The organism is Chromobacterium sp. ATCC 53434 (assembly GCF_002848345.1).
In the GTDB taxonomy this organism is placed as follows: Bacteria; Pseudomonadota; Gammaproteobacteria; order Burkholderiales; family Chromobacteriaceae; genus Chromobacterium.
In genome coordinates this window covers 4,268,956-4,290,100 of the sequence record NZ_CP025429.1, presented here as the reverse complement: position 1 = coordinate 4,290,100, position 21,145 = coordinate 4,268,956, and the positions used below count along the sequence as shown (strand labels likewise).

The following is a 21,145-nucleotide window of genomic DNA, read 5'->3' as shown; positions in this document are numbered from 1 at the left end:
GCCGCCGCTTAGTTCTGCGGCGGCGGGCGGGCGGGATCAGCGCGGCGGCAGCGCGCCGGCTTGGCCGGAGGGGAGGGAGACGCCGGGCGTCAACAGCCGCAGCAGGGCGCCGAGCTTCTCTTCCAGCGCCTCGCGCGTCGAGTCGACCAGCACCTGGGTCTGCCGTTCTATCTCCAGATTGAGGCGGTCGCCGGGCGCCTTGTCGCCCAGCGTGGTGGCGCGCCGCGTCTCCGGAATCAGCCAGACTTCGAACCAGCCGTCGCGCTTGTCGATGTCGGCGATGGTCAGGCTGACGCCGTCGAGCGCCGCATAGCCCTTGGCGAACAGGTAGCGCAGCGCGCCGGCCGGCACCGACAGCCGCAGGCACAGATTGTCGCCGTATTCCTTCCGCTGCGCGACGGTCGCTTGATAGTCGACGTGGCCGGACAAGGCGTGGCCGCCGATCTCGGCGCCGTCGGCCAGCGCCCGTTCGGCGTTGACCGCGTCGCCGACCTGGCGGCCGGCCAGCGTGCTGGTGATCAGCGTCGGCAGGATCAGATCGAACTCGGCGCGGTCGCCCCGCGGCGGCGCGGCCGCCGTCAGGCAGGCGCCGTCGATGGCGACGCTGGCGCCCTGTTTCAGGCCGGCGCAGAAGCCGGGCGGGAAGTCTATGGCGATGCGGCGCACGCCGTCGCCGTCGGCGATGGCCGCGATGCGGGCCACGCCCTCGGTGATTCCACTGAACATGGTCGCCTCCGTCAGACTTGTCGGTATTGCAGCCATTCGGCCAGCTCCGCCACCGTCAGCTGAGGCAGATCGTGGCGTTCGGCATAGGCGTCCAGTTCGGCGCCGCGCATCATCGTGCCGTCCGGGTTCATCAGCTCGCACAGCACGCCGGCCGGGCTGAAGCCGGCCAGCCGCGCCAGCTCGACCGAGGCCTCGGTGTGGCCGCGGCGTTCGCGCACGCCGCCGGCGCGGGCGACGATGGGATAGACATGGCCGGGGCGCACCAGGTCGGTCGGCCTGGCGTCCAGCGCGATCGCCGCGCGTATCGTCGTGACGCGGTCGGCGGCGGACACGCCGGTGGTGACGCCTTGGGCCGCCTCGATGGCGACGGTGAAGGCGGTGCCGTAGCGGCTGCCGTTGTTCTCGGCCATCGGCGGCAGTTCGAGGCGCGCCGCGTGCTGCGGCGTCAGGCACAGGCAGACGATGCCGCTGCCGTCGCGTATCATCCGCGCCATTTCGGGCACGGTGAGGGCGTCGGCGGCCAGGATCAGGTCGGCCTCGTTCTCGCGATCGGCGTCGTCGGCGACGATGACCGGCAGGCCTTGCCGCAAGGCGTCGAGCGCGGCGTGGACGCGCAGGGAAAGGATATCGGTGTGGGCGTTCATGGAAACGGTCCTCAAAATAATGGATTGAGAAACACGTCCCGTGGGCGTGAAGCGGATAGCGCACGGCTATCCGGCGCGATAAACGCGCGGATACGACACAGTCGTCCGGCCGCGGGCGCGGACGGATGACTGGCGTCGTCTTCTTTCATCCGGACTGTTACCGTCGGCTCTGGCGTTTCACCAGATCTGCTGACCCCCCGCGGTGAAGCGGGGGCGCTCGCGGGCTCGGCGCATCGCGCGCCATACCGCCGGTGGGGAATTGCACCCCGCCCCGAAGACGTTGGCCGCACAGCGCGGCCAGCGGCGAGTATAGCGCGGTGTTAGAATGTCGGCAGCAAGATTGATCCCGAAGAGCCCCCGATGATAGAAACCGACAAGCTGTTCGGCGCCGCGCCGGAGCGCCGCGTCGTCACCCCGCAACGCGCGTCCGATCAGGAAGAGGCGCTGGAGCGCGCGCTGCGTCCGAAGCAGCTGGACGAGTACGTCGGCCAGAAGAAGGCGCGCGAGCAGCTGGAGATCTTCATCGAGGCGGCGAAGCGGCGCGGCGAGGCGCTGGACCACGTGCTGCTGTTCGGCCCGCCGGGCCTGGGCAAGACCACGCTGGCCCACATCGTCGCGCGCGAGATGGGCGTCAATCTGCGGCAGACCTCGGGTCCGGTGCTGGAACGCGCCGGCGACCTGGCGGCGCTGTTGACCAATCTGGAACCGCACGACGTGCTGTTCATCGACGAGATTCACCGGCTGTCCCCGGTGGTCGAGGAAATCCTCTACCCGGCGCTGGAGGACTACCAGATCGACATCATGATAGGCGAGGGGCCGGCGGCGCGTTCGGTCAAGCTGGACCTGCCGCCGTTCACGCTGGTCGGCGCGACGACGCGCGCCGGCATGCTGACCAATCCGCTGCGCGACCGCTTCGGCATCGTCGCCCGGCTGGAGTTCTATACCGCCGACGAGCTGACCCGCATTGTCAGCCGTTCGGCCGGCCTGCTCAATGTGCAGCTGTCCGACGACGGCGCCTTCGAGGTGGCCAGGCGCTCGCGCGGCACGCCGCGCATCGCCAACCGGCTGTTGCGCCGGGTGCGCGACTACGCCGAGGTGAAGGCCGACGGCGTGGTGACGGCCGCGGTGGCCGACGCCGCGCTGGCGATGCTGGACGTCGATCCGGCCGGCCTCGACGTGATGGACCGCAAGCTGCTTGCCGCCATTCTGGAGAAATTTTCCGGCGGACCGGTGGGCCTGGACAACGTCGCCGCGGCGATAGGCGAATCGACCGACACCATCGAGGATGTGATCGAACCGTTCCTGATCCAGCAGGGCTATCTGCAGCGCACGCCGCGCGGCCGCATCGCCACCTCGCAGGCCTATCTGCATTTCGGCCTGCCGGTGAAGGACGCCTAGTTTGCCGAGTCGATGAACCGGCTTTGCTTGTCCGCGCGCAAAGGCCGGCCCGGTGGCGCGCATGCAGTGCGCGTACAATGACAGTATTTCCCGATCGAGCAAGCCATCATGTTCTATGTGTTGTTCACCACCATCCTGATCCTGGTGATCGCCACCGCCGTCGCCGCGGCCCGCTTTTTCGACCCGGCCGTCGCCAAGATACTCGGCCGCACGCTGGGACAGGATCTGGCCGAGGCCTGGCGCAAATACGTGTTTTTCGCCATCGTCGTCAGCGGCATTTCCGGCGGCGTGCGCCAGTGGTCGCTGCAGCAGTATCTGCCGCCGGCGCCGGGCAAGGGCAGCACCCAGCTGCCGCTGAGCGGCGAGCGCTGGATGCTGGAGCTGTTCCAGGCCTTCATCAGCACGCTGATGTCCATCGCCTGGGTGGTGCTGCTGTTCTTCCTGTGCGCGATGCTGACCTACGCGATCATGCGCGCGGTGGAGTTCCGCCGCGAGGAGGCGGCGCAGCGCCGCCACGATGCCGACTAGGCCGTCGCTGTCCGACGCCGGGCGGCTGGAGGCGCTGGTCCGCGACGCGCCGTGGCTGATGCGGGCCCTGCGCGCCGCCCGGGGGCTGGGCTTGGCCGACTGGTGCATAGGCGCTGGCGCGGTGCGCAGCCTGGTGTGGGATGTCTTGCATGGCTTCGTGTCCACGCCGTCGGCCTTGTCCGACATCGATCTGGTGTACTTCGACGCCGAGGACCTGTCGCCGGATCGCGAGGCGGCGCTGCAGCGCCGACTGGCGTCCGAGGCGCCGGACCTGCCCTGGGAGGTGACGAACCAGGCGGCCGTGCATCTGTGGTTCGCCGGCCACTTCGGCTACGCGGTCGAGCCGCTGCCGTCGCTGGAGGCGGCGGTGGCGACATGGCCGGAGTACGCGACCTCGGTCGGCGTCGCGCTGAACGCCGACGACAGCTTGTGGGTGATCGCGCCCCATGGCCTGGACGATTTGTTCGGCATGACGATCCGGCGCAATCCGGCCAGGGCCAGCGCCGACGTCTACCGGCAGCGGGTGGCGCAGAAGCGCTACCGCGAGCGCTGGCCGCGGGTGACCGTCGTCGACGAATGAAAACGCCGGCCCGAGGCCGGCGTTTTGGATGGCGCGGACGCTCAGCGTCCTATCTTCACCTGCGACCACAGACGGTTCAGCTCGCGGCGCGACTGGATGTCCAGATCCTTCAGCGCGACGTATTTGCCGCCGGCCGGGTCCAGCATGATCACCGGATTGGCCTTGATCTGCGGCTTGAAGAAGGCCTCGGCCGCCTTGACCGGATTGGTCGCGCCGATCTGGTTCGATATCTCGGCGGCGTTCTTGCCGTCCAGCATGAAGTCTATGAACTTGTGCGCCAGATCCGGGCGCGGCGCGTCCTTCAAGATCGTCATATTGTCTATGGCCAGCACATTGCCCTCCTTTTGCGGCCGGTAGGCCAGCTCGAACGGCCGCCTGGCGTTCTTCGCGTCCTGCTGCGCCTGGTAGAGGTCGTTGGAATAGCCCAGCGCCACCCAGATATTGCCGACGGTCAGTTCCTTGATGTAGCTCTGGTTGTTGAACGCCGCCCAGTACGGCCTGGCCTGGCGGATCGCGTCGGCCGCCGCCTTCCAGTCGGCCGGCTGGGTCGAGTTGGCGTCGCGGCCCAGATACATCAGCGCGGCGGCCATCAGTTCGCGCTGGCTGTCCAGCACCGTCACCTTGCCCTTGATCTTGGCGAGCACCGCCGGATCGAAGATCAGCGCCCAGCTGCCGGCCTTGCCGTCGACGCCGGCCTTCTTCAGCTGGGTGGCGTTGTAGCCTATCAGCGTCAGCGACACCACGGTCGGCGCGGCGTAGCGGTTGCCCGGATCGAACGGCTGGTTGAGCGCCAGGTAGTCGGGGTTCAGATTCTTCCAGTTCGGCAGCCGGCCCTTGTCCAGCGGTTGCAGCTTGCCCTGCTTCAGCAGCGTGTTCACCGCGAAGGCGGTCGGGAACACCATGTCGTAGCCCTTGGCGCCGGCGGCCAGCTTGGCCAGCATTTCCTCGTTGTCGCCGTAGTAGTCCTGCACCAGCTGGCAGCGGCAGGACTGTTCGAAGCGCTTGGCGGTGTCCGGCGACAACGCGTTGTTCCAGTTGTACAGGTGCAGCACGTCTTTGGCCGCGGCCGGACCGCAGGCCGCGGCCAGCAAGGCGGCCAGGGCGATCTTGTTCATGACGGAAAGTCCTTCTCGTTTTCGATGATGCAAAAAGCAAACCCCTGCGGGGCAGGGGCGGGTCGGGCGTTCGCCGCAGCCGGCGCGGCTACAGCGCCACCATATTGTCGCGGTGTATCAGCTCCGGCTCGACGATGTAGCCGAGCGCGGCCTCGATCTCGCGCGAGCTCTTGCGCAGGATCTGCCGCGCCTCGTCCGAGCTGTAGTTGATCAGGCCGCGGGCCACTTCGAGGCCGGCGCCGTCGATGCAGGCCACCGCCTCGCCGCGCAGGAAGTCGCCCTCGACGGCGCTGACGCCGACCGGCAGCAGGCTGGTGCCGCGCTCGCGTATCGCCAGCGCGGCGCCGTCGTCCAGCAGCAGGCGGCCGGACAGCTTCAGATGATCGGCCAGCCACTGCTTGCGGGCGGCCATGCGGTTGGTGGCGGCGGTCAGCTGGGTGCCTATCGCCTCGCCGTCGGCCAGCCGCGACAACACGTTCGCCTCGCGGCCGCAGGCGATGACGGTGGCGGCGCCGCTGCGGGCGGCGCGCTTGGCGGCCAGTATCTTGGTGATCATGCCGCCGGTGCCGACGCTGGAGCCGGCGCCGCCGGCCATCTCCTCCAGCCGCGGATCGCCGGCCTCGGCCTGGCGGATGAATTCGGCGTCCGGGTATCGGCGCGGGTCGGCGCTGAAGAGGCCTTGCTGGTCGGTCAGGATCACCAGCGCGTCGGCCTCGATCAGGTTGGTGACCAGCGCGCCCAGCGTGTCGTTGTCGCCGAAGCGGATCTCGCTGGTGACCACGGTGTCGTTCTCGTTGATGATGGGCACGACATTGAGGTTGAGCAGGCCGGTCAGCGTGGTGCGGGCGTTCAGGTAGCGGGTGCGGTCGGCCAGGTCCTCGTGGGTCAGCAGGACCTGGGCGGTCTGCAGGCCATAGGCGCGGAACGCGGTTTCGTAGGCCTGGCACAAGCCCATCTGGCCGACGGCGGCGGCGGCCTGCAATTCGTGCACGCCCTTTGGCCGCACGGCCCAGCCCAGGCGCTGGCAGCCTTCGGCGATGGCGCCGCTGGAAACCAGCACCACCTGCTTGCCCAGCCGCTTCAATTCCGCGATTTCGGCGGCCCAACGCGCCAGCGCGGCCAGATCCAGGCCCTTGCCGTCGTTGGTAACCAGACTGGAACCGACTTTGACCACGATACGGTCGGAAGCGTGAATCACCGATTGCATCAACGGACCTCGCTATGAAAGCAAATGATTATAGAGAGGTCAGTTTACCCGAAAACGCCGCGGTCCCGCCTGGCTCAGAAATCCTCGCTGAGCCGGTACTCCATCAGCTGAAAATGCGGCGATTGCTGATGCAGCTTGGATACGCGCACCAGTCGCTCGCCGCCGGGGTCGAGCAGGCGGAACTCGCGCAACTGGCTGAACGGCCTGCCGGGAAGCAGCAACAAGTCCGGTTTTCCGTATTGGGCCGGCAGCCACAGGCCGCGCTGGAAGCTGTCGCCGCTGTGGGTGATGCTGGGCATCGCCAGCACCGGCTGCGGCTGGACGCCGAGAATCTCGACGCCGCACTCCACTTCCTTGCCGGTCGGCTGCATCAGCACCCAGCGCACCGCGCACAACTGGGCGTCCTCCGGCCGGTCGGGCGGATTGACCAGCAGGATCTCGCCGGCGCGCAGCGACTGGTCGCGCGGCAGGCCGCGCAGCAGGTAGCCGGATTCGCTGTGGTTGACGATCAGCAACAGACAGGACGGCGGCGGCGGGCGCAGCGGAATGTTTTCCTCGGCTTCGGCGCCGGGCAGCTGCCAGCTGCCTTCGTTGACTCGGTACCAGATCGGCGCCACGCCGGCGCTCACCTCCGCCATCGCGCGGGCGTTTTCGCGATTGTGCCTGCGGCGGCGCGGCTTTTGCCATTCCTCCACCAGGCCGGCCAATAGCTGCGCCTCGTCGTTGGCCTGCGTCGAAGGGACGCTGCCGGCCGTTTTCTGCAGCTGTTCCAGGCTGCGGCGCAGCGAGTCCAGCGCGGCGGACAGATCCAGCAGGCTGCAATCGGCATCCAGCGAGCCGGGGGTGATGCGCAGATAGCGCGGCGGACTGTCCTCCTGCGGATCGAGCAGGTAGCCGTGAAGGCCGTCGGGCAAGCCGGCCACCGGCCGCAGCGAGATCTGGCCGGCCAGTTCGTAGACCAGCCGACGCGTCAGTTGCAGCTCGGCGTTGGACAGGCGGTTGGCGGCGGTCAGGCCCAGCAGCAGGATCTGGCGGTAGATCACGGCCAGCGCGTCGTCGCCGGCCAGCGCCTTGTCCTGCCAGCCCCGGCTCAGGGCCAGCGCGTGCAGCTGGTGGCAGTCGAGCCAGAAGCCGTCGGGCAGCGGGCAGTAGTATTGCTGGCTGATGTTCAGGTATTGGCGCGCCGCCAGCATCGTGTACAGCAGCAGCTCTATCTTGGGTTGGTCGCGATCGAGCAGCGCGTTGCGGGCGAGCTTCTCGTTCAGCGTCTGCTTGAAGGCGACGAACAGATTGGCGAACAGCTTGACGCCCAGCATCGCCAGCAGCCGGGTTTTCGGCGAGGACAGGATGTCGCTGTGCTGGGTTTCGCCCTCCAGCAGAGGATAGTAGCGGTCCAGCGCCTTCAGATAGAGCTTCAGCAGCTTGTAGCGCTGCATCGGGTCGAGCGGAGTGCGGCCGAGGTGGTACAGCCCCTGGCCGAGCAGCCTGCCGCATTCCGGAAGGTCGGCGTAGGGCAGGCGTTCCAGCCAGGCGGCCACGCTGGCGGGTTGGGTATCGACGAGTTGCGGGTCCATATCCTTTTTCGGCAAGGCGAGTGACAGCATCTGGACAAGGCTCCGTCGGGGGCGGGCGGTCGCGGCCGTTTCAGGGCAGCGCGGCGGGATCGTGTCCGATATCCCCGGCGCCGGACAGCACTTCGTCCAGCGCGGCGCAGCTGGCCTCCACCAGCCAGTCCATCTCTTCGTTGTTCAGCGTATACGGCGGCATGAAGTAGACCGTTTTTCCTATCGGTCGCAACAGGCATCCGCGTTTCAGCATGGCCGAAAAAAAAGCCAATGCAAAGTCCGACCGCGAAGTGTCGACGTCGAATGCCCAGATCATGCCGCAATGGCGGAAATGGCGGATTTCCGGCCGCGAGGCCAGCGGCGCCATCCTGGCGGTGAATTCCGCGGCCTTGGCGCGGTTGCGCTCCAGCACCCGCTCGTCCTCGAAGATGTCCAGCACCGCCAGCGCGGCCGCGCAGGCCAGCGCGTTGCCGGTATAGCTGTGCGAGTGCAGAAAGCCGCGCGCGACCTCGTCGTGATAGAAGGCCTGGTAGATCTCGTCGCGGGTCAGCACGCAGGACAGCGGCAGGAAGCCGCCGGTGATGCCCTTGGACAGGCACAGGAAGTCCGGTGTGATCCCGGCCTGCTGGCAGGCGAAGAAGCTGCCGCTGCGGCCGAAGCCGACGGCGATCTCGTCGGCGATCAAGTGCACCTGGTATTGGTCGCACAGCCGCCGCAGCTCGCTCAGATAGACCGGGTCGTACATCGCCATGCCGGCCGCGCCCTGCACCAGCGGTTCGACGATGACGGCGGCGATTTCGTCGCCGCGCTTGGCCAGCAGGTTTTCCAGCGAGCGGGCGGCGCGCAGCGCGACGTCGGCGGCGGTCTCGCCGTCGGCGGCCTGGCGTGCGTCCGGCGACGGCGTCCGCAGCGCCGGCTTCAACAGCTCGGCGTAGGTCGACGAGAACAGCGGCACGTCGGTGACCGCCAGCGCGCCCACGGTTTCGCCGTGATAACTGTTCTCCAGACTGACGAAGCGGGTTTTTTGCGGTCGGCCGACGTTCTTCCAGTAGTGGAAACTCATCTTCAGCGCGATCTCGGTGGCGCTGGCGCCGTCCGAGCCGTAGAAGGCGTGGCCGAGGCCGGACAGCGCGGCCAGCCGCTCGGACAGCTCCACCACCGGCCGGTGCGTGAAGCCGGCCAGCATCACGTGCTCGAGGCTGTCCAGCTGCTGGCGTATCGCCGCCTTGATGCGCGGATGGCCGTGGCCGAACAGATTGACCCACCATGAGCTGACGCCGTCCAGATAGCGCTTGCCGTCGAAGTCGCTGAGCCAGACGCCGTCGGCGGAGGCGATCGGAACGATGGGCAGCCGCTCGTGGCGTTTCATCTGGGTGCAAGGATGCCAGACGGCGGCGAAGCTGCGCTCCAGCCAGGCTTGGTTGCTCATGCGGTGGGCTCCTGAAATGGGGATGGTCGATGCTAGCACAGCCGGCGCCGCCGCTTCGATGTGACGAAAAACGTCAACTTGTGCCGATCGGCGGCAGGTTAGTCGTCGTCATCGCCGCGGCAAAGCCGCTTGCAGCCGGCTGGCATGTTTCCTGCTCTGTATCCAACCACAACAATCGCGGGCCCTCCGGCCCGGCTTGCGCGCATGTAAGGGAAGAGGCGGAGAGGCGTTCCGGCATCGGCCGGCGGTCCGATCCGAATTTGGCTAAAGCTTGGCAACCCGGGAGTTCAACATGAAGACAAGACAGATTCAGCAGGGCTTCACCCTGATCGAGCTGATGATCGTGGTGGCCATCGTCGGCATTCTGGCCGCCATCGCCATTCCGGCCTATCAGGACTACACCAAGCGGGCGCGGGTGACGGAAGGTCTGGCGCTGGCCGACGCGGCCAAAACCGCCGTCACCGAGTACTACTCGTCCAACAACGCCTTCTCCACCACCGGCACCTCGCCGTACAACACCTCCTACGGCCTGGCCGGCGCGGCGTCGATCACCGGCAACTCGGTCAGTCAGGTGGCGGTGCTGGCCAGCGGCGTGATCCAGATCACCTACAACAGCACGGTGTCCAGCGGGGCCTTGCTCGACCTGGTGCCCGCCATCACTTCCGGCTCGGTGACCTGGGCCTGCACCTATACCGGCTCCGGCGCCACCGCGATCGCCGCCGGTTCGCAGCTGCTGGCCAACTGGGTGCCGACCAGCTGCCGTCAGTAAGCATGGATTGACGGCCGGCGCGACGAGAGGCACTGCGGTGCCTCTCGCTTTTCCGGCGCCGGCCGCCGTCATCCGGAGACTACGACGGGAGCGCGCACATGCAGAGCAGAATCGAGCAACGAGGCTTTACCCTGATCGAACTGATGATAGTCGTCGCCATCGTCGGCATATTGGCCGCGCTGGCGATTCCGGTCTATCAGGACTACGTCAGGCGGGCGCGGGTCACCGAGGGCCTGGCGCTGGCCGACGCCGCCAAGACCGCCATCGGCGAGTACTACTCGAGCAAGAACGCCTACGCCAGCACCGGGACTTCGCCGTACAACACCTCCTACGGCCTGGCCAGCGCGGCGTCTATCACCGGCAACGCCGTCAGCCAGGTGGCGGTGCTGGCCAGCGGCGTGATCCAGATCACCTACAACAGCACGGTATCCAGCGGCGGATTGCTGGACCTGGTGCCGACGCCGGGGTCCGGCACGATGACGTGGTCCTGCACCTATACCGGTTCCGGCACCACGGCGATCGCCGCCGGCTCGCAGTTGCAGGCCAACTGGGTGCCGACCGCCTGCAGGCAGTAGGCCCCGGCGCGCGCCGCTTGACGGGCGCATGGGTATAATCACCCCATTCGATCGCGGATGGCGCAGATGGACAGTCAAACCCAGCCGGCCGGCAAGGCCGGCCTAAATGATTTCCCGCTATACGTCTTTTTTTGCTGCTGTTTCGTCTTTCCCTTTCTCAATTGCCTGCGCTTCACGCCGCTGCAGGACTGGTGGACCAATGCCTTCGTGGTGCTGGCGGTCGGCGTAGGCGGTCTGTTCGCGATCCGCGGCGGCGGCGCGGTGCGGCTGTCCGCCTCGGCGCCGGCGCTGGCCGCGCTGCTGATGCTGCTGTCGCTGAGCAATGGCTTGCTGCTGCGGAATTACCAGCCGGCCATTCTCGGCATCGCCAGTCTGGCGGTGATGCTGCTGCTGGCCATGTTTCTGGCCAACCGCGTCCGGCCGGATCTGACACGCGTCTGCGAGATACTGGCGTCCTGCCTGATCCTGGGCAGCTGCCTGCAGATCGTGTTGGGCGGCATACAGCTGCTGGACCTGGCGCGCCGCTGCGAGGGGCTGGTGATGTTCAACGCGCTGGCGCCGACCGAGGTGATGGGCAATGTCGGCCAGCGCAATCAATACGCGCAGTATTTGAGCTGGAGCGTGGTGGCCTCGTGCTATCTGTACGGCCGCGGCCGGCTGCGCGCCGGCTTCTGCGCGGCGCTGGTGCTGTTCCAGCTGTTGTTCCTCACCTGGTCCGGCGCGCGGCTGCCGCTGGCCTATGGCCTGGGCCTGTGCCTGCTGGCCTGGTTCTGGCAGCGGCGCGGCGGCGGGGACGAGACGCTGCTGCGGATGCTGCGGGCGCTGATCGCGGCGATGATCGTGCTGGCGCTGGTGCAGCTGTTCAATGAAGAGATCGTCTGGGCGCTGAACCGGCTGGGCCTGCCGATACACGCGCAGAGCGGTTCTGAGCGGATGCTGGACGCCGGCTTCGGCGCGCGGCGCCGCATCGAGTGGACCAAGGCCTGGATGGTGTTCGGCGAGCATCCGTGGTTCGGCGTCGGCCTGGCGCGCTACCCGGCGCAGTCGGTATGGCTGGAGGCCTACGGCGGCCTGCCGAAGTATCCGGAAGGGGTGTTGTTCACCCAGAGCCACAATCTGATCTTCCAGCTATTGGCCGAGACCGGCCTCAGCGGCGCGCTGCTCGCGGTGGCGGGGCTGCTGGTCTGTTTGCTGCCCTTCTTCGGCCGCGGGCGGCAGAGCCCGGAAAACCTGCTGCTGCTGGCGATCGCGATGATGATCCTGATCCACAGCATGTTCGAGTTCCCATTGTGGTATCTGCCCTTCCTGGCGATGCTGGTGACGGTGTGCACGCTGGGGCCGGCGCCGACCTGGCGGCTGCCGACCCGCACCGCCGTGCTGCGGCTGGCCTGCGGCGGCGCCGGCGCGCTGATGGCGCTGCACATCGTCAGCGGGGCCTTCATCTTCTGGAAACTGGTGGTCTACAGCGGTCCCAGCCAGTCGGCGGCCGAGAATATCCGCCGCGTCGACTACATCGCCAAGGTGGAACTCAATCCGTTGTGGGCGGACGCCGGCGCGATGGTGATGGGCAATTACCTGCTGCCCAGCCGCCGGCACCTGGATGTGGTGCTGCCGTTCTACCAGAGTCTGGCGGAGAACCAGCCGTATATCGCGGTGCTGCAGCGGCTGAGCGTGTGCCAGGCGCTGGCTGGCCAGCAGGAAGCGGCCAGGCGCACGCTGGAGCAGGCGATCGCCAACTACCCGGACGAGGTGATGAAGCTGGAGGCCAGCCTGCGGGCCTGGAACGAGCCCGAGGTGAGGCCGCTGGCGGAGCTGGCGGCGCGGGTCAAGACGATCTATCTGCGGCACGGCGCCTATACCGACGGCGCGCGGTTGGCGGCGGTGGAGGCGGTGGCCGCGCCGGTCACCAGAAAACCGCTGTTTTGAACGTTTGTAAGCGTTGGAAACACTTGACGGGTTTTGTCCGGCCGGCGCATGCGGTATGCTGCCGGCTTTGCCGTTCCAACATCTGATCCGCCATGACTTTTCAGAAAATTTCCGAACGCCTGGCATTGCTGGCCGTGTGCCTGATCGCCATCGTGCCGTTCGCCTCGCGCGTACACTTCGTGCCGCTGCCGCAGTGGTTCGGCGAGATCAACGTGATCTGGCTGCTGCTGGCAGCCGGCGCGCTGCTGCTGCCCACCGGCCGCCTGTTCGACGCGATGCCGCGCGCCGGCTGGTGGTGCCTGCTGCTGGCGGCCATCTGGGGCCTGCAGCCGCAATTCGTCAGCCTGATGTTCCCCGGCATGAGCTACGCCACCGCGCTGGGCTGGCTGGCGCTGGCGCTGCTGGCCTCGATGACCGCCTCGCTGCGCAGCGCCTTCGGCGAGCGCGAGTTCGCGGTGTGGCTGGCGCGCGCCATCATTGTCGGCGGCCTGGTGCAGTCGCTGATAGGCGCCGCCCAGCTGACCGGCCTGGCGCCGGTGCTGGGCCTGTTCTACGACGGCTCGCATCCGACCACCAACATCTTCGGCCACATCGGCCAGCGCAATCAGTACGCCCACTATCTGATGTGGTCGGTGATCTCCGGCGTCTACCTGTTCGCGGTGGGCCGGCTGGGCCGAGGCTGGCTGACGGCACTGACCTTGTGGATGGCGCTGATGCTGGCCTGGGCCGGTTCGCGCACCACGCTGCTCTACCTGTTGGCGATGGCGGCGCTGGCCGCCTTGTGGTGGTGGCGCAACCGCAACGAGACCTCGCGCCGGCTGCTGGCGGCGATGTCGGCGGTCTGCGCGGTCGTTCTGGCCGCCCAGTTCGCGCTGCCGCTGGTCAACCACCTGGTGTCGCTGCTGACCCACGCCGATGTGGAGAACGCCTCCGGCGTCGCGCGGCTGGCCGCCAACGGCGACGATATGGGCGCGCGCCGCTTCACCGAGATGCACAAGGCCTGGATGACCTTCCAGGCGCACCCGCTGTGGGGGGTGGGCTGGTCGCAGTACGCCGCCGAGAGCGTGCGTTTGCAGCAGCTGCCGCAATTCGCCGCCGCCGGCTACAACAGCGGCCTGTTCACCAATGCCCACAATCTGGTGCTGCAACTGCTGGCCGAGATGGGCGGCGTCGCCACCGTGCTGGTGTTGGGCGGCTTCGTCTGGGTGCTGCTGCCGTTCTTCCGCCGCCGCGCCGAGCCGGAAGGCGTGCTGGCGCTGGGCTGCCTGGCGGTGACGCTGACCCACAGCATGCTGGAATACCCGCTGTGGTATTACTATTTCCTGGCGATGCTGGTCTTGTTCGCCGCGATGGCGCCGCGCGACGAAAAGACCGCGGCCTGGCCGCTGCGGCTGCCGCTGCTGGCGGCGCTGGCATGGGTGGGCTGGCTGTCGATCAGCACCACGCCGATGTTCTGGGAGCTGGTCAATCTGTACACGCCGACCGGCAACGCGCAGAAGGACGCCAAGCGCACCGAGCGCCTGATAGCGATCGTCGACACCAAGCCCTTGTTCGCCTACCACGCGCTGTACACGCTGGACGACTATCTGCCGATCAACCGCGACAATCTGCGGCAGAAGCTGGCGCTGGAGGACAAGCTGACCGCCTTCCGTCCGTATCCGGACGTGATGCTGAAGCGCGCGCAGATGGAAATCCTGGCCGGCCAGCAAGCGAAGGCCGAACAGACGCTGCGCACCACGCTGGCCTCGTTCCCGACCTATGCCGGCCAATTCCTGGAGACGCTGGGCGATCAGGACCCGGCCTGGGAGCCGCTGCGCAGGATCAGCCGCGAAGCCTACGACAGGCTGCCGGCCAAGTTCCGCACGCTGCAGGAGTGAGGCAAGGCTCCCCGCCGCCGGCGGGGAAATGAAAAAAGCCGCTCGAATCTCGAGCGGCTTTTTGTTTGCGGGCGGCGGGATCAGTTGTCCAGCACCACGCCCTCGCTGAGCGCGGTCTTCATCTTGGACAGCGCCTTGGCCTCGATCTGGCGGATGCGTTCGGCCGACACGCCGAATTCCGCGGCCAGCTCGTGCAGCGTCGAGCCGCTGTCGTCGGCCAGCCAGCGGGCCTCGACGATGCGGCGGCTGCGGGCGTCCAGCGCCGACAAGGCGTATTCCAGGCCTTCCGACTGCAAACGATCGAAGGCGCGGCGCTCCAGCGCGCGGGTCGGCTCGCTGTGGCTGTCGGCCAGCCAGTCTATCGGCGCGTAGCTGTCTTCGTCGTCGCTGTCGGCGAGCAGCGACAGGTCCTGGCCGTTCATGCGGATTTCCATCTCGCGCACTTCCTCGGGCTTGACGCCCAGGTCTTCGGCGATGGACTTGGCTTCCTGTTCGGACAGCGCCGAGAAACTGCTCTTCATGCTGCGCAGATTGAAGAACAGCTTGCGCTGCGGCTTGGTGGTGGCGATGCGCACCAGGCGCCAGTTGCGCAGGATGAATTCGTGGATTTCGGCCTTGATCCAGTGGATGGCGAACGAGAACAGGCGCACGCCGCGGCCCGGTTCGAAGCGCTTGACCGCCTTCATCAGGCCGATATTGCCTTCCTGGATCAGATCCGCCTGCTGCAGGCCGTAGCCGGCGTAGCCGCGCGAAACCGATACCACCACGCGCAGATGCGACAGCACCATCTGCCGCGCCGCTTCCAGATCGTTTTCTTCCTGGAAACGGGTGGCGAGCTCGGTTTCCTGCTCCGGCGACAGCATCGGAACGCTGTTCACCGCCTGGATGTACTGCTCCAGGCTGCCGCTGGTGGACGGGACCGGAAGAGCAAATGTTGTGTTCATTGCGATGGCTACCTCCTTGGGTAGTGCTATGTTAGCACTCGAGTATGGAGAGTGCTAGCAAGGAAAGGTTCCCCGGTCAATGATATTTGGCAATCGACGCGATAGTGGAAACCTTTCACCCGGCATATTTATTGCGGCTCAGCCTTGCGAAGATGATGGTCGGCGGCCAGCCGCGCGCCCAGTATCGCCAGCACCGCGGCGATGGCGATCAGCGCCGCCAGCTCCTGCGGATCGAGCACGCGCAGTTCCACCCGTTCGCCGTACAGTATCGCGAACTCGCGTATCGCCGGATTGGCCGACGCGGCCAGCCAGCAGGACAGGCCCCAGGCCAGCAGCGCGGCGAACACCCCCTGCCACATCGCGTGGTACAGGAAGGGGCGGCGGATGAAGCTGTCGGTGGCGCCGATCAGCTTGGACACGGCGATCTCGTCCTGGCGGGCCAGGATCTGCATCCGGATCGCGTTGTGGGTGACCAGCACCAGCGCCAGGCCCAGCGCGGCCGCCAGGAACCAGGTCAGCTTCCTGCCCATCTCCACCATGCCGTACAGGCGCTTGGCCCAATGGGCGTCGAACTGCGCCATCTCCACCATCGGCAGGCCGGACAGCTCCTTCTGCAGCATTTCCAGCTCGCGCGGTTCCAGCGACTTCGGATTCACCACGAAGGCGTCCGGCAGCGGGTTGCCGTCCAGGCCGTCGGACAGGCCGGACAGTCCGTTGCGCGTCTCCAGGTCCTGCAGGGCCTTGTTCTTGCCGACGAAGGTGAAGCCCTTGACCTTGGGATGGTGCGCCAAGGTGCTCTGCACGGCGGCGATGTCGGCCTGTTCGGACGTCAGTTCCATGAACAGCGTGATCTGCGGGGTGGCGGTCAGGCGGCCCACCCAGTCCTGCACGCTGCTGACCGTCAGGTACAGCGACAGCGGCAGGGCCAGCGCCAGCGCCAGCATCAGCAGCGTCAGCAGGCTGCCGAACGGTTGGCGCAGAATCTTGATCAGCGCCTGCTTGGCGCTTTGCCAGTTCAGATAGAGAAAGTGTTTCATGCGGCGAACTGTCCTTCCCTCAGGCGGATGATGCGGCGACCGTAATCTTCCATCAGCGTTTCGTCGTGCGCGGAAATCAGCACGGTGACGCCGACCTGATGGAAGGACTTGAACAATTCCATGATGTCCAGCGCGTAGGCGCGGTCCAGATTGGCCGACGGTTCGTCGGCCAGCAGGATGCTGGGGCGGTGCACGACGGCGCGGGCGATGCACAGCCGTTGCTGTTCGCCGCCGGACAGCCGTATCGGCATGCTCTTTTCCTTGCCGAGCAGGCCAACCTTGTCCAGCGCGGCGCGCACCCGCTTGGCGGCGTCGCGGCGGTCGAAGCCTATGATGTCCAGCGGCAGCATCACATTGTCGAACACGCTGCGGTCGAACAGGATCTTGTGGTCCTGGAACACCATGCCCAGATGCTGGCGCACGTAGGGCACCTGGCTGGCGCGCAGCTTGGACAGATTCTGGCCATTGACCAGCACCGCGCCGCTGGTGGCGCGCTCGATGCCGGCGATCAGTTTCAGCAGCGTCGACTTGCCGGCGCCGGAGTGGCCGGCGAGGAAGACCATTTCGCCGGTTTCTATCGTGAAGGACAGGTTCTTCAGGGCTTCGTTGCCGCCGGGATAGCGCTTGGTGACCTGGTCGAACTGTATCATGTGGTGATTTCCCGCTGTTTGGGCTGAGAAGGGCGGCCGCTCCCGGCGGCCGCCGAGGCGCTTATTCGAACAGCGCGTCGATGTAGTCGCGGCTGTCGAACGGCCTCAGGTCGTCTATGCTTTCGCCTACGCCGATGAAGCGCAGCGGAATCGGCCGCTGCTTGGCGATGGCGGCGATGACGCCGCCCTTGGCGGTGCCGTCCAGCTTGGTCAGGATCAGGCCGGTCAGACCCAGCGCGTCGTCGAAGGCCTTGACCTGGCTGACGGTGTTCTGGCCGATATTGGCGTCCAGCACCAGCACCACCTCGTGCGGCGCGTCCGGCAGCGCCTTCTGGATCACCCGCTTCACCTTCTTGATTTCCTCCATCAGGTGTAGCTGGGTCGGCAGCCGGCCGGCGGTGTCGGCCAGCACGATGTCGATGCCGCGGGCGACGGCGGCCTGGATCGCGTCATAGCAGACGGCGGCGGAGTCGCCGCCCTGCTGCGCGATCACGGTGACGTTGTTGCGCTCGCCCCAGGCGATCAGCTGCTCGCGGGCGGCGGCGCGGAAAGTGTCGCCGGCGGCCAAGAGCACGCTCTTGCCCTGGCTCTGGTAGTACTTGGCCAGCTTGCCTATCGACGTGGTCTTGCCGGCGCCGTTGACGCCGGTCATCATGATCACGAACGGTTTCTTGCCTTCCACGTTCAGCGGCGACTGCAGCGGCCCGATCAGCTCTTGCAGCGAATCCTTCAGCGCGCCCTTCAGTTCGGACGAGTCCTTCAGGCCTTTCAGCGACACGCGCTCGCGCACGTCCTGCAGCAGGTGGGCGGTAGCGTCGATGCCGATATCGGCGGTCAGCAGCACCGTCTCCAGTTCCTCGTACAGCTCCTCGTCTATCTTGCCGCCGCCGAACAGGCCGGCCAGCTGCTTGCCGAGTCTGTCGCGGGTCTTGGACAGGCCGGCCTTCAGCCTGTCGGTCCAGCTCATTTTCTTCAGCGACGCCGGTTCGGCCGGTGCCGCCGGCGCTGCGACGAGGGCCGCCGGCGCGGCGGCGGGCGGTGCGGATGGGGCGGGCGCTTCGGAGACTGTCGCCGCGATGTCCTCGTGTCGCGGTTCCGCGGCGGGCTGGATCGCTTCGGGCGCTGCGGGAATCGGCTCCGGCACGGCCGGCGCCGGGGTTTCTATTTGCGGCGTCGCCGCCGGCGGGGTCTTTTTCTTGAAGAAGCTAAACATGCGTCAATGGGCCAGAAAAGCGGTAAATGGCTAAATTGTATCCTCAAACGCCGCCAAGTACAGAATCGGCTGGCGTTCCGGCCATCGAACCGACTGGCTCGAGTAGAAACATATATAAGGTATCGATGCGGAATTTCGTCCCGCATGCGACAGATTCTTCGCCTGGCGCGCGCGATTGAGGCGCTAAAGTCCTGATCAGGTTAAACTCTTGCGCTTGTTTGAAGAGACGAGAGTCATGAGTCAGTCACGTAACAAGGTCAGAATCATCGGCGGCGACTACCGGCGCCGCCTGCTGCCGTTCCCCGACGCCGAAGGCCTGCGCCCGACGCCGGACCGCGTCCGCGAAACGCTGTTCAACTGGCTGGGCCAGGATTTGTATGGCAAGAGCTGTCTCGATCTGTTCGCCGGCAGCGGCGCGCTGGGTTTCGAGGCGGCGTCGCGTTCGGCGCGGCGGGTGGTGATGGTGGAGAAGTCCCGCAAGGCCTATGAGTCGTTGCAGGCCAATCGCCAGCTGCTGCAGGCCGCGACGCTGGAAGTGCAGGCCGGCGACGCGCTGCTGTATCTGAAGAACAGCCGCGAGCGCTTCGATGTGATCTTCGTCGATCCCCCTTACGACTCCGATCTGCTGGAACAGGCGCTGCCATTGCTGGCGGAGCGCCTCAGCGACGACGGCGTCGCCTATGTCGAGGCGCGGCGCTGGCCCGATGCGCTGCCCGAGGGCCTGGTCGAGCAGCGGCGAGACAGGGCCGGCACCGTGCAGTACGGCCTGCTGCGGCGTCAGCCGGCATAGCGCCGGGTCCGCGCGACTCATATAGATATAAGCAATGCGAACTTGCGAGCCGGAATCGCGGGTGACAGAATTCATGTTGTGGAATACTTGAGGAATTTACTATGTCTTTGATGATTACCGACGAATGCATCAATTGCGACGTCTGTGAACCGGAGTGCCCGAACAACGCGATCTCGCAGGGCGAAGAGATCTATCAGATCGACCCGAATCTGTGCACCCAATGCGTCGGCCACTATGATGAGCCGCAGTGCCAGCAGGTCTGTCCGGTCGATTGCATCCCGCTGGACCCCTCCCATCAGGAGACCCAGGACGAGCTGCATCAGAAGTATCTGAAGATTTCCGGACAGGGCTGATATCCGCAAGTCCCTGATCGAAAAGGAAACGCTCCGCCGCTTGCGGAGCGTTTTTTATTTCGGAGCGAAAAAGTTCTATTTTTTTCGCGAAAGGTGTTGACGGAGGGGGAGGCTGTCTATAATATTCGGGTCTCTTTCAGGAGGGATTCCCGAGCGGTCAAAGGGATCAGACTGTAAATCTGACGGCTCTGCCTTCGAAGGTTCGAATCCTTCTCCCTCCACCAGAATTTAGATGAAGCGCTTGGCTGTGAAGTCAGCTTCTCGTTGTTGAAGCCAGGCGGGTGTAGCTCAATGGTAGAGCAGAAGCCTTCCAAGCTTATGACGAGGGTTCGATTCCCTTCACCCGCTCCAAGCGTTTGATGTAGCCTGTTTAAGGGCCCATGTAGCTCAGGGGTAGAGCACTCCCTTGGTAAGGGAGAGGTCGGCAGTTCAATTCTGCCCATGGGCACCACCACTATTTATTTGCTTGTTTCGTATTCAGGAAATTTGCCATGGCTAAGGAAAAGTTCGAGCGGACCAAACCGCACGTAAACGTCGGCACCATCGGTCACGTGGACCATGGTAAAACCACTCTGACCGCTGCTATCACCACCATTCTGTCGAAGAAGTTCGGTGGCGAAGCCAAGGACTACTCCCAGATCGACAGCGCGCCGGAAGAAAAGGCTCGCGGTATCACCATCAATACCGCGCACGTTGAATACGAAACCGAAGCCCGCCACTACGCTCACGTAGACTGCCCGGGTCACGCCGACTATGTGAAGAACATGATCACCGGCGCGGCTCAGATGGACGGCGCGATTCTGGTGTGCTCGGCCGCTGACGGTCCGATGCCGCAAACCCGCGAACACATCCTGCTGTCCCGTCAGGTTGGCGTTCCGTACATCATCGTCTACCTGAACAAGGCTGACCTGGTTGACGACGCCGAGCTGCTGGAACTGGTTGAAATGGAAGTGCGCGATCTGCTGTCTTCCTACGACTTCCCGGGCGACGACACCCCGATCGTGACCGGCTCCGCTCGTTTGGCGCTGGAAGGCGACCAGTCGGAAATGGGCGAACCGTCGATCTTCCGTCTGGCCGACGCTCTGGATAGCTACATCCCGACGCCGGAACGCGCCATCGACAAGCCGTTCCTGCTGCCGATCGAGGACGTGTTCTCGATCTCCGGCCGCGGCACCGTGGTGACCGGTCGCGTTGAGCGCGGCATCGTCAAGGTCGGCGAAGAGCTGGAAATCGTGGGCCTGAAGGCTACCGTGAAGACCACCTGCACCGGCGTGGAAATGTTCCGCAAGCTGCTGGACCAAGGTCAAGCCGGCGACAACGTTGGCGTGCTGCTGCGCGGCACCAAGCGTGAAGACGTGGAGCGTGGCCAGGTTCTGTCCAAGCCGGGCAGCATCACCCCGCACACCGACTTCTCCGCTTCCGTGTACGTTCTGTCCAAAGACGAAGGTGGCCGTCACACCCCGTTCTTTGCGAACTACCGTCCGCAGTTCTACTTCCGTACGACCGACGTGACCGGCGCGATCACGCTGGCCGAAGGCGTGGAAATGGTAATGCCGGGCGACAACGTTGAAATCACCGTTGCCCTGATCGCTCCGATCGCGATGGAAGATGGTCTGCGCTTCGCTATCCGCGAAGGCGGCCGTACCGTCGGCGCCGGCGTGGTTGCCAAGATTATCAAGTAAGGTTTAAAGGCCAGTAGCTCAATTGGTAGAGTATCGGTCTCCAAAACCGAGGGTTGGGGGTTCGAGACCCTCCTGGCCTGCCAATTAAGACCAGCCGGCGCTCTGCGCCGGTTGGTCTTTTGTCGCATATATGCGAG

At 65.9% G+C, this 21,145-nt stretch carries 20 protein-coding genes, 4 tRNA genes and 1 riboswitch; of the genes, 14 read left to right on the top strand and 10 right to left on the bottom strand.

Going from position 1 to position 21,145, the window contains the following annotated elements:
• Positions 1-36 precede the first annotated feature (36 nt).
• Positions 37-726, bottom strand: a complete 690-nt coding sequence (locus tag CXB49_RS19045; RefSeq protein ID WP_101709827.1) for a riboflavin synthase subunit alpha — start codon at positions 724-726, stop codon at positions 37-39.
• Between the two features lie 11 nt (positions 727-737).
• Positions 738-1,370 carry a 3,4-dihydroxy-2-butanone-4-phosphate synthase gene (gene ribB, locus CXB49_RS19040; protein ID WP_101709826.1) on the bottom strand — a complete coding sequence of 211 codons (633 nt, stop codon included), beginning with the start codon at positions 1,368-1,370 and terminating at the stop codon, positions 738-740.
• Between the two features lie 133 nt (positions 1,371-1,503).
• Positions 1,504-1,653, bottom strand: a riboswitch (FMN riboswitch).
• A gap of 77 nt (positions 1,654-1,730) precedes the next feature.
• Between ribB and ruvB the strand changes: the two genes are divergently transcribed.
• From ruvB to CXB49_RS19025, 3 genes are all read left to right on the top strand, one after another.
• Positions 1,731-2,768 carry a Holliday junction branch migration DNA helicase RuvB gene (gene ruvB / locus CXB49_RS19035; protein WP_101709825.1) on the top strand — a complete coding sequence of 346 codons (1,038 nt, stop codon included), beginning with the start codon at positions 1,731-1,733 and terminating at the stop codon, positions 2,766-2,768.
• A 108-nt stretch (positions 2,769-2,876) separates the two neighbouring features.
• Complete coding sequence (locus tag CXB49_RS19030; RefSeq protein ID WP_101709824.1) at positions 2,877-3,296, top strand: hypothetical protein; 420 nt, start codon at positions 2,877-2,879, stop codon at positions 3,294-3,296.
• Positions 3,286-3,876: a nucleotidyltransferase family protein gene (locus CXB49_RS19025; protein WP_101709823.1), complete on the top strand. Its 591-nt coding sequence runs from the start codon at positions 3,286-3,288 to the stop codon at positions 3,874-3,876. Before CXB49_RS19030 ends, CXB49_RS19025 begins: the two co-directional genes overlap by 11 nt.
• A gap of 41 nt (positions 3,877-3,917) precedes the next feature.
• Here the strand turns inward: CXB49_RS19025 and CXB49_RS19020 are convergent, their stop codons facing one another.
• The 4 genes from CXB49_RS19020 to CXB49_RS19005 all read right to left on the bottom strand — a co-directional run bounded on the left by CXB49_RS19020 (position 3,918) and on the right by CXB49_RS19005 (position 9,192).
• Positions 3,918-4,991 (bottom strand): spermidine/putrescine ABC transporter substrate-binding protein, encoded by a 1,074-nt coding sequence (locus tag CXB49_RS19020; protein WP_101709822.1) that lies wholly within the window; start codon positions 4,989-4,991, stop codon positions 3,918-3,920.
• Between the two features lie 88 nt (positions 4,992-5,079).
• Complete coding sequence (gene proB, locus CXB49_RS19015; RefSeq protein WP_101709821.1) at positions 5,080-6,198, bottom strand: glutamate 5-kinase; 1,119 nt, start codon at positions 6,196-6,198, stop codon at positions 5,080-5,082.
• 74 nt (positions 6,199-6,272) lie between these two features.
• The gene (locus CXB49_RS19010) at positions 6,273-7,772 is read right to left on the bottom strand and encodes a hypothetical protein (protein ID WP_101709820.1); all 1,500 of its coding nucleotides are present in this window, start codon (positions 7,770-7,772) and stop codon (positions 6,273-6,275) included.
• 70 nt (positions 7,773-7,842) lie between these two features.
• Entirely contained in the window at positions 7,843-9,192 is a 1,350-nt protein-coding gene (locus CXB49_RS19005; protein WP_101709819.1) for an adenosylmethionine--8-amino-7-oxononanoate transaminase, read from the bottom strand.
• A 292-nt stretch (positions 9,193-9,484) separates the two neighbouring features.
• Here CXB49_RS19005 and CXB49_RS19000 point away from each other — a divergent pair, with 292 nt between their 5' ends.
• The 4 genes from CXB49_RS19000 to CXB49_RS18985 all read left to right on the top strand — a co-directional run bounded on the left by CXB49_RS19000 (position 9,485) and on the right by CXB49_RS18985 (position 14,339).
• Complete coding sequence (locus tag CXB49_RS19000) at positions 9,485-9,961, top strand: pilin (RefSeq protein WP_101709818.1); 477 nt, start codon at positions 9,485-9,487, stop codon at positions 9,959-9,961.
• A gap of 98 nt (positions 9,962-10,059) precedes the next feature.
• Positions 10,060-10,536, top strand: coding sequence for a pilin (locus CXB49_RS18995; RefSeq protein WP_101709817.1), 477 nt, complete (start codon positions 10,060-10,062; stop codon positions 10,534-10,536).
• Positions 10,537-10,602: 66 nt separating this feature from the next.
• Entirely contained in the window at positions 10,603-12,462 is a 1,860-nt protein-coding gene (locus CXB49_RS18990) for a PglL family O-oligosaccharyltransferase (RefSeq protein WP_158300950.1), read from the top strand.
• 92 nt (positions 12,463-12,554) lie between these two features.
• On the top strand, positions 12,555-14,339 hold the full coding sequence (locus CXB49_RS18985; protein WP_101709815.1) for a PglL family O-oligosaccharyltransferase: 1,785 nt from the start codon (positions 12,555-12,557) through the stop codon (positions 14,337-14,339).
• Positions 14,340-14,419: 80 nt separating this feature from the next.
• On the opposite strand, the gene rpoH is transcribed toward CXB49_RS18985, so the two are convergent.
• From rpoH to ftsY, 4 genes are all read right to left on the bottom strand, one after another.
• Entirely contained in the window at positions 14,420-15,283 is an 864-nt protein-coding gene (gene rpoH / locus CXB49_RS18980) for an RNA polymerase sigma factor RpoH (protein WP_101709814.1), read from the bottom strand.
• A 128-nt stretch (positions 15,284-15,411) separates the two neighbouring features.
• Positions 15,412-16,320 carry a permease-like cell division protein FtsX gene (gene ftsX, locus CXB49_RS18975; RefSeq protein ID WP_101709813.1) on the bottom strand — a complete coding sequence of 303 codons (909 nt, stop codon included), beginning with the start codon at positions 16,318-16,320 and terminating at the stop codon, positions 15,412-15,414.
• Positions 16,317-16,970: a cell division ATP-binding protein FtsE gene (ftsE, locus tag CXB49_RS18970; RefSeq protein WP_101709812.1), complete on the bottom strand. Its 654-nt coding sequence runs from the start codon at positions 16,968-16,970 to the stop codon at positions 16,317-16,319. Before ftsE ends, ftsX begins: the two co-directional genes overlap by 4 nt.
• Positions 16,971-17,031: 61 nt before the next feature.
• Positions 17,032-18,183, bottom strand: coding sequence for a signal recognition particle-docking protein FtsY (ftsY, locus tag CXB49_RS18965; RefSeq protein WP_101709811.1), 1,152 nt, complete (start codon positions 18,181-18,183; stop codon positions 17,032-17,034).
• A 235-nt stretch (positions 18,184-18,418) separates the two neighbouring features.
• On the opposite strand from ftsY, the gene rsmD reads away from it, so the two are divergent.
• The 7 genes from rsmD to CXB49_RS18930 all read left to right on the top strand — a co-directional run bounded on the left by rsmD (position 18,419) and on the right by CXB49_RS18930 (position 21,091).
• Positions 18,419-18,973, top strand: coding sequence for a 16S rRNA (guanine(966)-N(2))-methyltransferase RsmD (gene rsmD, locus CXB49_RS18960; RefSeq protein WP_101709810.1), 555 nt, complete (start codon positions 18,419-18,421; stop codon positions 18,971-18,973).
• Between the two features lie 101 nt (positions 18,974-19,074).
• Positions 19,075-19,326: a YfhL family 4Fe-4S dicluster ferredoxin gene (locus CXB49_RS18955; RefSeq protein ID WP_101709809.1), complete on the top strand. Its 252-nt coding sequence runs from the start codon at positions 19,075-19,077 to the stop codon at positions 19,324-19,326.
• 139 nt (positions 19,327-19,465) lie between these two features.
• Positions 19,466-19,550: transfer RNA gene (locus CXB49_RS18950), tRNA-Tyr, on the top strand.
• A 53-nt stretch (positions 19,551-19,603) separates the two neighbouring features.
• Positions 19,604-19,677, top strand: a tRNA-Gly gene (locus tag CXB49_RS18945).
• Positions 19,678-19,702: 25 nt separating this feature from the next.
• Positions 19,703-19,777: transfer RNA gene (locus CXB49_RS18940), tRNA-Thr, on the top strand.
• 40 nt (positions 19,778-19,817) lie between these two features.
• Positions 19,818-21,008, top strand: a complete 1,191-nt coding sequence (gene tuf, locus CXB49_RS18935) for an elongation factor Tu (RefSeq protein ID WP_101709797.1) — start codon at positions 19,818-19,820, stop codon at positions 21,006-21,008.
• Positions 21,009-21,015: 7 nt separating this feature from the next.
• Positions 21,016-21,091, top strand: a tRNA-Trp gene (locus CXB49_RS18930).
• Positions 21,092-21,145: the final 54 nt, after the last annotated feature.

Excerpts from the sequence above, each read along its gene's own strand:
- CXB49_RS19010 (WP_101709820.1), bottom strand. The coding sequence starts at position 7,772 with ATGGACCCGCAACTCGTCGATACCCAACCCGCCAGCGTGGCCGCCTGG.
- rpoH (WP_101709814.1), bottom strand. The coding sequence starts at position 15,283 with ATGAACACAACATTTGCTCTTCCGGTCCCGTCCACCAGCGGCAGCCTG.
- proB (WP_101709821.1), bottom strand. The coding sequence starts at position 6,198 with ATGCAATCGGTGATTCACGCTTCCGACCGTATCGTGGTCAAAGTCGGT.
- ftsX (WP_101709813.1), bottom strand. The coding sequence starts at position 16,320 with ATGAAACACTTTCTCTATCTGAACTGGCAAAGCGCCAAGCAGGCGCTG.
- CXB49_RS18955 (WP_101709809.1), top strand. The coding sequence starts at position 19,075 with ATGTCTTTGATGATTACCGACGAATGCATCAATTGCGACGTCTGTGAA.
- tuf (WP_101709797.1), top strand. The coding sequence starts at position 19,818 with ATGGCTAAGGAAAAGTTCGAGCGGACCAAACCGCACGTAAACGTCGGC.
- CXB49_RS18995 (WP_101709817.1), top strand. The coding sequence starts at position 10,060 with ATGCAGAGCAGAATCGAGCAACGAGGCTTTACCCTGATCGAACTGATG.
- ftsE (WP_101709812.1), bottom strand. The coding sequence starts at position 16,970 with ATGATACAGTTCGACCAGGTCACCAAGCGCTATCCCGGCGGCAACGAA.
- CXB49_RS18985 (WP_101709815.1), top strand. The coding sequence starts at position 12,555 with ATGACTTTTCAGAAAATTTCCGAACGCCTGGCATTGCTGGCCGTGTGC.
- rsmD (WP_101709810.1), top strand. The coding sequence starts at position 18,419 with ATGAGTCAGTCACGTAACAAGGTCAGAATCATCGGCGGCGACTACCGG.
- ruvB (WP_101709825.1), top strand. The coding sequence starts at position 1,731 with ATGATAGAAACCGACAAGCTGTTCGGCGCCGCGCCGGAGCGCCGCGTC.
- CXB49_RS19045 (WP_101709827.1), bottom strand. The coding sequence starts at position 726 with ATGTTCAGTGGAATCACCGAGGGCGTGGCCCGCATCGCGGCCATCGCC.
- CXB49_RS19005 (WP_101709819.1), bottom strand. The coding sequence starts at position 9,192 with ATGAGCAACCAAGCCTGGCTGGAGCGCAGCTTCGCCGCCGTCTGGCAT.
- CXB49_RS19020 (WP_101709822.1), bottom strand. The coding sequence starts at position 4,991 with ATGAACAAGATCGCCCTGGCCGCCTTGCTGGCCGCGGCCTGCGGTCCG.
- ftsY (WP_101709811.1), bottom strand. The coding sequence starts at position 18,183 with ATGTTTAGCTTCTTCAAGAAAAAGACCCCGCCGGCGGCGACGCCGCAA.
- ribB (WP_101709826.1), bottom strand. The coding sequence starts at position 1,370 with ATGAACGCCCACACCGATATCCTTTCCCTGCGCGTCCACGCCGCGCTC.
- CXB49_RS19025 (WP_101709823.1), top strand. The coding sequence starts at position 3,286 with ATGCCGACTAGGCCGTCGCTGTCCGACGCCGGGCGGCTGGAGGCGCTG.
- CXB49_RS19000 (WP_101709818.1), top strand. The coding sequence starts at position 9,485 with ATGAAGACAAGACAGATTCAGCAGGGCTTCACCCTGATCGAGCTGATG.
- CXB49_RS18990 (WP_158300950.1), top strand. The coding sequence starts at position 10,603 with ATGGACAGTCAAACCCAGCCGGCCGGCAAGGCCGGCCTAAATGATTTC.
- CXB49_RS19030 (WP_101709824.1), top strand. The coding sequence starts at position 2,877 with ATGTTCTATGTGTTGTTCACCACCATCCTGATCCTGGTGATCGCCACC.